Source organism: Marinimicrobium sp. UBA4209 (assembly GCF_002381585.1).
Lineage (GTDB): Bacteria > Pseudomonadota > Gammaproteobacteria > Pseudomonadales > Cellvibrionaceae > Marinimicrobium > Marinimicrobium koreense.
In genome coordinates this window covers 68,776-79,908 of sequence record NZ_DFTP01000107.1, presented here as the reverse complement: position 1 = coordinate 79,908, position 11,133 = coordinate 68,776, and the positions used below count along the sequence as shown (strand labels likewise).

Genomic DNA, 11,133 nt, shown 5'->3' with positions numbered 1-11,133 from the left:
TGATTGTCGAGCGGTTGCCGGAGGGGATACATCTGTTTCCGGAAGATCAGCTGACGGACAAAAGCTCGCGCTTCATGGCAGCAGAAATGGTGCGTGAAAAAATCACCCGCCAGCTGGGTGATGAGCTTCCCTATCAGATGGCGGTGGAAATCGAAGAGTTCAAAGACGATGGCCGGATTCTGCACATCTCCGCCGTGGTGCTGGTGGAGCGGGATGGCCAGAAGCGCATTCTGATCGGCGACCGTGGCGAGCGTATCAAGCAGATTGGTCAGCAGGCCCGACTGGATATGGAAAAGCTGTTTGATCAGAAGGTGATGCTCAAGCTCTGGGTCAAAGTGAAATCGGGTTGGTCCGATGACAGCCGCGCCCTGCGCAGTCTGGGTTACGACGACCTGTAAAGGCGGGGGCGCGATATGCGCATTGAGTTCCAGCCCGCCTATGTATTGCACACCCGTCCCTACCGGGATACCAGCCTGTTGCTGGATCTTTTGACGCCGGATTTTGGCCGGATTGGCGCCGTCGCCAAGGGGGTGCGCCGGGGTAAAAGCCAGCGTCGCCCCTTGCTCAACCCCTTCATTCCCATACTGGTCTCGCTCGGTGGCCGAAGCAGCCTGAAAACCCTCACGGCGGTGGAGGCGGATGGTATCGGTCATCGGCTGGCCGGCCTGTCGCTCTACAGTGGCTTTTACGTCAATGAGCTGATTGTGCGTCTGCTCGGAGAGCAGGACCCCAACCCGGATCTGTTTGACGATTACCGCTGGACGATGAATGCCCTGTCCACCAACCCGGCGGATGCCTCGCCGGAGCCGGTATTGCGTCAGTTCGAGTGGCGCCTGCTGGATGGGCTGGGCTACGGGATCAGCTTTACCGAGGAAGCGGACACCGGCGAACCGGTGCGCGCCGACGCTCTCTATCGCTTCGACCCCGAAGCCGGCTTCATTCCCACCTACAGTAGCCGTGACCCGCAGGAGACGCCCAAGCTGTTTGTGGGGTCGGACCTGCTGGCCTGCGCCCAGGCCGACTTTTCCGAGCCTCAGACTCTGATGACCGCCAAGCGCCTCAGCCGACTGATGCTGCACCCGCTGTTGGGGAGTAAGCCATTGAAAAGTCGGGACCTGTTCCGCCCGGCCTGATGGTAGCGGCATCGCTTTGGGCTGCTTTGCAACCGGTGCCAAAGCTAATTATTGTATTATAATAGGGCGTTTCGTAGAATGACCGGTACGAATAACGCTGATAACGACAACGATAGAAGGTATGGATTATGACGAGTATCTCTCCTCTGCGACAGCTGTTGGCCGGGGGCGCCCTGGTGGCTGCCGGACTGGGCCTGGTTGCCTGTTCCGAGGCGCCTGAGGAAACCTCCTCCGCCAACGCTAATGTCGACAACGGATTGCCTGAGTATCAGGTCCCCCTGGTCGAGTTCGGGGCCGATCCCTGGATTCATCGCACCGAAGACGGTCAATATTACTTTATTTCCACCGCGCCGGAGTTCGATCGGATCGAACTGGTCACTGCCGACACTCTCAATGGCCTGGCCGACGCCGAGCCCAAGGTGATCTGGCAGCGTCCGGACGAAGGACCCACGGCGGGGAACGTCTGGGCACCGGAGCTGCACCGTATTGATGGCGTCTGGTATGTGCACGTAGCGCTGGGTCACGGCGATCAACCATTCCGCATGCGGATGCATGTTCTGTCGAATCCCAACGAAGACCCGATGACCGGGGAGTGGACCGACGAGGGTGCTATCGAGACTCCCTGGGAGAGCTTCTCCCTTGATGCCACCACCTTTGAGCACAACGGCAAGCGCTATCTGATATGGGCCCAGAGTGATCAGCAGGGGCGCTACAATTCCGCGCTCTACCTGGCCGAAATGGACAGCCCTACGTCCATTACCGGACCGGTGATCGCCATTACCGAGCCCGAGCTCGATTGGGAGCAGGTGGGCTACAAGGTCAATGAAGGCGCGGCGGTGCTCAAGCGCAACGGCCGGATTTTCGTGACCTATTCCGCGGCGGCCACGGATCACAACTATGCGGTGGGTCTGGTATGGGCGGATGACGACGCCGATCTGACCGATCCCGCCTCCTGGAAGAAATCCCCCGAGCCGGTGTTCCACACCAACGAGTCTCTGGAGCGTTTCGGCCCCGGGCACAACAGCTTCACTGTGGCGGAAGACGGCGAGACGGACCTGATGGTCTATCACGCTCGCAGCTACAAGGAACTGAAGGGCAATCCGCTGACCGATCCCAACCGCCACGCCCGGGTGCGGGTGATCGGATGGGATGAGGACGGGTTTCCGGAGTTCTATCAGAACCGTCCGGACAACCACCACCTGAACTCCGAGCAGTACGAAGATTCCAGTGCGGACGCCTCTGAGTATGGCCGCGCCTACATCAGCAAGGAGTCGTTCGGCGAGCTGCCCGACGGCCGCGAAGTGATCCGTTTCACCCTGAACAATGGTGAAGGCATGGAGGTCAAGCTGATGAACTACGGAGGCATCATCACGCACCTGACCGTACCGGATCAGAACGGTGAGCTGGATAACGTGGTACTGGGTTTTGAGACGCTGAACGATTATCTGGAACAGAACCCGCCGTACTTCGGCGCGCTGATTGGTCGCTATGGCAACCGTATTGCCAACGGCCGTTTTGATCTGAACGGTGAGACCATCACGCTGGATCAGAACGACGGCGACAACCACCTGCACGGTGGGGTTGTGGGCTTTGATAAGAAGCTGTGGGACGCCAAGTTTGTCTCCGACGAGCGGGGTCTGGCGGTCGAGCTGTTCCTGCTGAGCGAAGACGGGGATCAGGGTTATCCGGGTAATCTGGAAGTGACCACCCGTTATGTCCTGACCGATGATAACGAGCTGATCACGGAATTCCGCGCGGAAACCGACAAGGCGACGCCGGTGAACCTGACCCAGCATACTTACTTCAATCTGTCGGGTGAAGGCAAGATTCTGGATCACACTCTGCAGATCAATGCCGATCGCTACACCCCCGTGGACAGCGGCCTGATTCCCACCGGCGAGCTGGCACCCGTTGCCGGTACCCCGCTGGATTTCACCGAGCCCAAGCCGATTGGCGAAGACATCAATGCGGATCATCCACAACTGATGCGCGTGGGCGGTGGTTTTGACCACAACTTTATTTTGAACCGCGAGGGTCAGGATGGGTTGATCGTAGCGGCTCGTGCCGAAGATCCGAACACTGGCCGGGTGCTGGAAGTGTTGACCGAGGAGCCGGCGATTCAGTTCTATTCCGGTAATTTCCTGGACGGCTCGCTGTCCGATGGCGAGCGCGAGTTTGTCCTCCACGGCGGCTTCTGCCTGGAGCCCCAGCACTATCCGGATTCACCCAACCAGCCGGAATTCCCGAGCACCATTCTGGAGCCGGGTGAGGTGTATGAAACCAGCATGAGCTTCCGGTTTGATGTGAAGTAAAACGTTCGAAAGAACGGAGCGCATGAACCGCCCTTGGCTGTAGGCCTTGGGCGGTTTTTTTATTAGGAGGTTTTTTTACAGGTGCTTCGTCGCGGAGTGCTGCGGAAGGGTACACCGCTTTGGGACACGCTGTGAATACATCCCTGTACGCTCGATCACCCGCCGTCCAGGCGGGTGACGGTCCCAAAGCGGTGTACCCTTCCTCCGCCAGTGCCGAATTAGGCCGTGTTAGAAATAGATCATTTGGAATGCTTGGCTCCCACCTCCTCATGCTGCGTAGGGCGGGTAAGCGAAGCGCACCCGCCGTTACCCTTGCGTTACGCCACATCAATGTTCTGTATGGGTGTCCAAGTGCGGGAACGGCGGGTGCGCGCTTTGCGCTTACCACGCCCTACGCAGCCTGAGGAGTTTAAAATCGACGACCTCGACCCTCTCTATTTCTAACACGGTCTAATCCGGCACTGGCGGAGGGAGGGTGTCCCCCTTTGAGACCGTCGCCTGCCTGGATGACAGGCGATCGAGCCCCCATGGATGGGTTTACGGCGTGTCTCAAAGGGGGACACCCTCCCGCAGCACTCCACGACGAAGTAACCAAACAAAAAAACGGCCCACCCCAAAAGGTGAGCCGTTTTCGGAATGTTCATCGGCATCCTTGCCGAACGTTCAATGCCTTACCAGAACCGCATGTAAATGAAGGCGGTGATGCCGAGAATGATAACGGTGTGGATGATATCCCACTTATCAATGCCGGCCTTGATTTCGGCACGCTGTTCCTTACTGATCGACCCATAGGTCAGGCCGGCCACCTGCTCATCGCTGGCCTGACGGGTGAAGAAGCTCACCCCGATGACCAGCAGCACAATGGCAATAAACAGGACCGAGCAGAAGTACAGCCAGTTCAGGTCAACCATGCCCAGCCAGATACTGCCCTCGGGCAGGCTGTCTTCGAAGATGGTCAGCACCAGGCGCGTCATGCCGATCACGAAACCGGCGACCAGACCGGTGATACCGGCGGCGGGGGTGATTTTGCGAGAGAACACACCCAGCAGGAATACTGCGGCAATACCCGGGGCAATCAGCGACTGAACCAGCTGCAGATACTCATACAGTACATCGGCGATGGACTGCATGATCGGAATCCACAGAATACCCAGTGCGACCACGGCTACGGTGGCATAACGGCCCACTTTCACCAGGTGCTGTTCGCTCGACTGGGGCTTGTACTTCTTGTAGAAATCGATGGTGAACAGGGTCGCCGAGGAGTTGAACAGCGAGGCCAGGGAGCTCATTAGCGCTGCGATCAGACCACCGATCACAATGCCCTTGATACCCGAGGGCAGCAACTCGGTTACCAGCGTGGCAAAGGCCTGGTCCGCACTGGCCAGGTTGATCTGGCCCTGCTCGTGCAGTGCGTAGGCGATCATGCCCGGGAACAGGAAGATGAATACCGGCAGCAGCTTCAGGTAACCGGCGAAGATGGTACCGCGACGGGCGGCCTGAATGCCTTTGGCGGTCAGCACACGCTGAACAATGTACTGGTCAGTACACCAGTACCACAGACCGATGATGATGGAACCGCCGATCACGCCCAGCCAGGGGAATTCCGGATCGTCCAGTGGCCGCATCAGGCTCATGCGCTCAGCGTTGATGCGCTCCAGCTCTTCCATGCCGCCGACTTTATCCATGCCCACAAACAGGATGACCAGAGAACCCAGGATCAGGATCGGCGTCTGAATGACCGAGGTGACCAGAATGGCCTTCATGCCCCCGGCGACGGTGTACAGACCGGTAATCAATACCAGGCCCATGGCCGCGATCCAGAAGAAGTCGATGCCCCAGAGGGAATCGATACCCAGTACGGTTTTCAGTACCACGCCACCGGCGTAGACCGTGACCGACACTTTGGTCAGAACGTAACTGACCAGTGAGATGAACGAGAGGAAGGTGCGTGAGCTACTGGAGTAACGGCGCTCCAGGTACTCGGGCATGGTGTAGACCTTGGCGCTCCAGTAGAAGGGCGCAAACACCCAGCCGAGAAGGATGATAATCCACGACTGCAGTTCCCAGTGGGCCATGGCCATGCCTGTCTGGGCACCGGCGCCGGAGAGGCCGACCAGATGCTCGGAGCCGATATTGGAGGCGAAAATGGAGGCCCCGATTACCAGCCAGCCCGCATTGCGGCCCGCCAGGAAGTAATCGGTGGTGTCTTTTTCCTTCTCCATGAAGGACCAGACCACTACCCCAAGAAGAATCAGGAAGAACAGGCCGAGAACGGCCCAGTCCAGACCACTGAATGGAATCATCGTTATCTACCACCCTGGTTTTTTTAGGCTAAGAAATAGCGTTATTGGATGGCTCCCAAGGAAGGAACCTACTTATTAAAGTATTATCATATCATTTAAAGCAGCGGTCTGAGAATCACCGATTGCGCCGGAATCGGTAAATTTACGGGTCGACGTCGAATAAAGCGCTGATATCCCGCTCGTAAGCCCAGCGTAAAATCTCGTCCACCTCATTGTCGAGCGCCCTGATCGGGCTGGCGACTTGATCATACTGACGGGCCTGCAGTATTTTGTCGAGAAGGCCGCTGATCCGTTTCAGGCGGGGCACGCCGCAGTAGCAGCAGCTACCGTACAGTCGGTGCACCAACTCTTCCAGCTGCTCGAAATCCTGGTTGTCGAAGGCCTGGTTGATGGCGTCCCGCTCACCACCCAGGTTCTTGACCAGCATTTCCAGCATGTCCCGGGCCAGGGTCGGCTTGTGGTTGGCGAGCTTGAGGCACAGGGGAATGTCCACCGGGCTGGGCTGTTCATCCTCGGCCAGTTCAATGGCGGGCAGCCTGGGTTGGGTCGGCGTGCCGTGAACCGGGCCCTCCACGGCCTGACGCCCATTGAGCGGTACCCAGCGATTGACGATATGGGCCAACTGGTTTTCGCTGACCGGCTTGCTGACGCAGTCGTCCATACCGGCGATCAACAGTTCCGCTTTTTGTTCGGTCATAGAGTGGGCGGTGAGGGCAATGATCGGGGTGCGCCGCCGGGGGTGATCGATGCGCAGCCGTTTGGTGGTCTCGATGCCGTCCATGCCGGGCATCTGGATGTCCATGAAAATCAGGTCGAATTCCTGTTTCCGACACCATTCCAGTGCTTCCTTGCCGCTGGTGGCCAGTACCACTTCGGTGTTCAGACCGCGCAGCAGCTCTCCGGCCAGTTGCAGGTTGGCGGGATTGTCATCGACCACCAGAATGCGGGCGGCGGGTTTGCCGCCGGCGTTCGGGCCTTTGCTCTGGGCGTCGCCCGGGCGCTTCAGGGGAATGTCCATCTGCCGCGCCAGGGTCTCCAGCAATGCCTCGTAGCTGATCGGTTTATTGATGAAGGTGGTGCTGCAGGTGTCCACGCCCTGGCGGAACAGGCGCTGGTGTGCCGGGGTGCAGCAGGCGATCAGAATGCAGTCGAATTCGCGCCGCAGCTGTTGGGTCAGGCTTTCCAGCAGGGGCGCCTGGAGCTTGCGCTCGCTCGGTGCGATATCCATGAACACCAGGCGAAACGCATCGTCCCGCTCCTGGGCTTTGCGCAGGGCCGGGAAGATATCGTGAATGGAGGAGATGGTGTCCGTGTCGGCCTGCCACAGGTGCAGCAGTTGCTCCAGTTGGTGGCAGGACGGGGGGTTGTCGCTGCAGATCAGGGCCCGTTCTCCCAACAGCAGACGTTCGGCCGGGGTCTCCGGCAGACTCTTGTCGATACCCAGACGGGCGGTGAACCAGAACCGGGCCCCCTGCTCGGGCTGGCTCTCAACGCCGATTTCGCCGCCCATGCGTTCCACCAGTCCCTTACAGATCACCAGGCCGAGACCGGTGCCACCGTATTCCCGGGTGCTGGAGGTGTCCGCCTGGTTGAACGCGCTGAACAGCCGCTCTTTCTGTTCGGCGGTGAGGCCAATGCCGTTGTCACTGACGCTGACCTTGAGGGTGAGCTGGGTTTCCTGGCGGTTGATCAGGGCGGTGTGCACGACAATGTTGCCCTGCTGGCTGAACTTGATCGCGTTGCTCACCAGGTTGGTCAGCACCTGTTTGAAGCGCAGCGGATCACCGAGCAGGTGCAGCGGCAGGTTGTCGTCGAGCAGGGTCACCAGTTGCAGGTTTTTCTCGTGGGCATCCGGCGCCAGAATGTGTACGGCTTCCTCCACAACTTTGCGCAAGGGCAGGGGGACATAGTCCAGCGTCAGTTTGCCGGACTCGATTTTGGAGAAGTCCAGAATGTCGTTGATCACGGTCAGCAGGTTCTGGGAGGAGTCCCGGATGGTCTCCAGGTACTCTTTCTGCTGTTCGTCCAGGTCGGTTTTCAGGGCCAGATTGGTGAACCCGAGAATGCCGTTGAGCGGGGTGCGGATTTCGTGACTGGTGTTGGCCAGAAACTCTGATTTGATCCGGCTGGCTTCCAGGGCCTCCTTGCGGGCCATGTTCAGCTCGATATTCTGGATCTCAATGGTTTCCAGGGTCTCGCGCAGGTCCTCGGTGGACTGGTCGATGTTCACCTGCATATCCCGGTGAGCCTGTTCCAGGGATTCGGCGGTGTCGTTCACCGCTCGGGCCAGCTCGTCCAGCTCACGGCTTCCCATACTCGGTAGGCGGCGGTCCATCTGGCCGCGGGCCATGCCCTGGATTGTTTCCCGGATCTGGTTCAGTGGGCGCGTTAAGTGCTTGTAAAGACGGGTGGAGAACCACGCACACAGCGCCAGGCACACCAGCGTCAGTACCAGGGTAATCAGGATGGTCTGGTAACGCAGCACCAGAAACGGTGAGGCCAGCAGCTCCACCTCGATCCAGCCGGGCGATGGCGCGCCGTCCCGGCCCGGGACCGGATGGGCAAAGCGGATCGATTTGGGGGTTTCCCGCTGTTGGGGCTGGCTCAGGTCCGCCGGTGCGGGATTGACCAGCGGCAGCATGCGAGGCCCGCTGTGAATGGTGGTGCCGCTGTCTTTGAGATACAGCTCGACGGCCCGGATGTAGGGCTCTTCCAGAGAGGCCTGAATGACCGAGCGCATTAGGTCCGGGTCATTCCGGCTCAGGGTTTCGGCGCTGATTTCGGCCAGTTTCTCACTCAACGCGCCTCCGCGCTGGCTGACAAACTTGTTCAATTGCGCCAGATACAGGTAGGTCAGAGTGAAGGCGAGGATCAGGGTGACACCCAGGGCGGGGAAGAGTACCAGGCGCCATATCTGGGTTTTGATGTCGGTCAGTCTCATGGGGCTTGTTATCGTTTCCGTTCCGTGTGCGGCCAAGTCCGCTGGTTTGGTTTCACCTTAGCATATTCAGCGGTAGAATAGCGGGCTTTTGCGGGGTCTGTGAAGCGGTTCCCAGCCCCGTCCCATCGATGGTTATGGCGTTCAGATTATGGCGGTATCCCCTTTTCCGACGATTGTGTCCTGTGTTGGCAATACACCGCTGGTGCGCCTGCAGCGGCTGCCCGGCGACACCAGCAACGAGATTCTGGTCAAGCTCGAAGGCAATAACCCGGCGGGTTCGGTCAAGGACCGGCCGGCCCTGTGGATGATCCAGCAGGCTGAGGCCCAGGGATTGATCCAGCCGGGCGATACCCTGATCGAGGCCACCAGTGGCAACACCGGCATCGCCCTGGCGATGGTGGCGGCGATCAAAGGGTATCGGATGATCCTGATCATGCCCGATAACAGCACTCAGGAGCGCAAGGATGCCATGACGGCCTACGGCGCCGAGCTGATTCAGGTGACCGAGGAGGAGGGCATGGAAGGCGCCCGCGATCTGGCGCTGAGGATGCAGGCCGAGGGGCGTGGTCGGGTACTCGATCAGTTTGGCAACGCCTCCAACCCCCAGGCCCACTACGAGACCACCGGCCCGGAAATCTGGCATCAGACCGACGGGCGGATCACCCACTTCATCAGCTCCATGGGTACCACGGGGACCATCATGGGGTGCTCCCGCTATTTCAAGGAGCAGAATCCGAACATCGAAATCATCGGCCTGCAGCCGGATGAAAACGCCAAAATCCCGGGGATTCGCCGCTGGCCGGAAGCCTATCTGCCGAAAATTTACGACGCGTCCCGGGTCGACCATATCGTCAATATGCCCCAGCAACTGGCGGAGGAGACCATGCGGGCCCTGGCCCGTCAGGAGGGCATTTTTGCCGGGGTCTCTTCCGGCGGTTCGGTGGCGGCGGCGCTGGAGTTGAGCCGACACGTCAGCAACGCAGTGATTGTGGCCATCGTCTGTGATCGGGGCGATCGCTACCTGTCGTCCGGCGTATACCGGGCATGAGCCGCCGGCCACCCGCGCGTCCCGGTCGGCGACCCCGCTCGGGGCGCAAACCCCGGTTCCAACCCCGACACCTGCCCGATGCCCTGACCGTGGAACGCCTGAGCCACGACGGCCGGGGCATTGTCCGCTGGCAGGGCAAGACCCTGTTTGTCGCCGGCGCTCTGCCGGGGGAGTCGGTCCGCGTGCTCCTGGAAGGGGAGCAGAGCCGGTACGCCGAGGGCTCCGCCGCCGAAGTGCTCGCGCCAGCACCGGAGCGGCAAACCCCGCCCTGTCCACATTTTCGGGAGTGTGGCGGCTGTCAGTTGCAGCACGTGCGGCCCGATACGCAGCTCACTTTCAAGCAGAAGGCCCTGCTGGACCAGTTGTCCCGGTGGGGCGGCGTCGTACCGCGCCAGGTCGCCCCCGCCATTGAATCCCCCAGCGAGGGCTATCGCCATCGGGCCCGCCTGGGCGTCTGGACGGACAAGCGCGGCCAGGTCACCCTCGGGTTTCGTCGACGGGGCCAGCGGGAACTGGTGAGTATCGGGCACTGCGATGTGCTGGCACCGGCGCTCAACGCCCTGATTGAACCGCTGAACCGGTGGCTGTCTGGCCTTCAGGCGCGCGGCGCCATCAGTCATATCGAGCTGATTCTGGCGAGTGAAGGGCCAGCGCTGGTTCTCCGGGAAATCAAAACGCTGAAAGACGCTGATTGCGAAGCGCTGGCCACCGCTTTGCCCGCCGTCCCGCCGGAGCGGATCTGGCGCCAAATCAACGACCAGAGCACGCTACTCACGTTGGGCGGAGAGCCCTGTGATCCCCGGCTGAGCTACGAGCTACCTGAGTTCGATCTCAGCCTGGCGTTTCATCCCCAGGACTTCACCCAGGTGAATGCCGAGGTCAACCGCCGCATGGTCCACCAGGCGATGGACTGGTTGGCCCCTCGGCCCGGAGAGCAGGTGCTGGACCTGTTTTGTGGCATCGGCAACTTTACGCTACCCTTGGCCCGCTCCGGCGCCCGGGTACTGGGGCTGGAGGGGGCCGCCAGCATGGTGAGCCGGGGCGAAGAGAACGCCCAGCGCAATCACCTGGAGGCAAGCTTCGCCCAGGCCAACCTGGCCGACCCCAGCCCCGCCATGCGCCGCCGTTGGGGCACGCCGGATGCGGTGCTGATCGACCCGCCGAGAGAAGGCGCGCGCGAGGTTCTGGACACAGTGATAAAACTCCGGCCGGGCCGCCTGGTCTATGTGTCCTGCAATCCCGCCACCCTGGCGAGGGATGCCGCCGAATTGGCCAAGTCGGGTTATGACTTGCAATCCGTCGGCGTGCTGGATATGTTCCCGCACACCGAACATGTGGAATCCATGGCGCTGTTCGAGCGCCGCTAACACCGACAGGACGATCTCCGGGCTTTTTG

At 60.4% G+C, this 11,133-nt stretch carries 7 protein-coding genes; 5 read left to right on the top strand and 2 right to left on the bottom strand.

Annotated features, from left to right (window positions below):
- From era to B3187_RS16080, 3 genes are all read left to right on the top strand, one after another.
- On the top strand, window positions 1–398 hold a 398-nt coding region (gene era / locus B3187_RS16090), incomplete at its 5' end, for a GTPase Era (protein ID WP_286807470.1).
- Window positions 399–413: 15 nt separating this feature from the next.
- On the top strand, window positions 414–1,133 hold the full coding sequence (recO, locus tag B3187_RS16085; protein ID WP_286807468.1) for a DNA repair protein RecO: 720 nt from the start codon (window positions 414–416) through the stop codon (window positions 1,131–1,133).
- A gap of 128 nt (window positions 1,134–1,261) precedes the next feature.
- Entirely contained in the window at window positions 1,262–3,445 is a 2,184-nt protein-coding gene (locus B3187_RS16080) for a galactose-1-epimerase (RefSeq protein WP_286807467.1), read from the top strand.
- A gap of 671 nt (window positions 3,446–4,116) precedes the next feature.
- On the opposite strand, the gene B3187_RS16075 is transcribed toward B3187_RS16080, so the two are convergent.
- Window positions 4,117–5,748, bottom strand: coding sequence for a sodium:solute symporter (locus B3187_RS16075; RefSeq protein ID WP_286807466.1), 1,632 nt, complete (start codon window positions 5,746–5,748; stop codon window positions 4,117–4,119).
- A 142-nt stretch (window positions 5,749–5,890) separates the two neighbouring features.
- A complete protein-coding gene (locus B3187_RS16070) occupies window positions 5,891–8,689 on the bottom strand; it encodes a response regulator (RefSeq protein WP_286807465.1) in 2,799 nt (932 codons plus the stop codon).
- Between the two features lie 148 nt (window positions 8,690–8,837).
- On the opposite strand from B3187_RS16070, the gene cysM reads away from it, so the two are divergent.
- Entirely contained in the window at window positions 8,838–9,737 is a 900-nt protein-coding gene (gene cysM / locus B3187_RS16065; protein WP_286807464.1) for a cysteine synthase CysM, read from the top strand.
- Window positions 9,734–11,104, top strand: a complete 1,371-nt coding sequence (gene rlmD, locus B3187_RS16060; RefSeq protein WP_286807462.1) for a 23S rRNA (uracil(1939)-C(5))-methyltransferase RlmD — start codon at window positions 9,734–9,736, stop codon at window positions 11,102–11,104. Before cysM ends, rlmD begins: the two co-directional genes overlap by 4 nt.
- The last annotated feature ends 29 nt before the right edge of the window (window positions 11,105–11,133 follow it).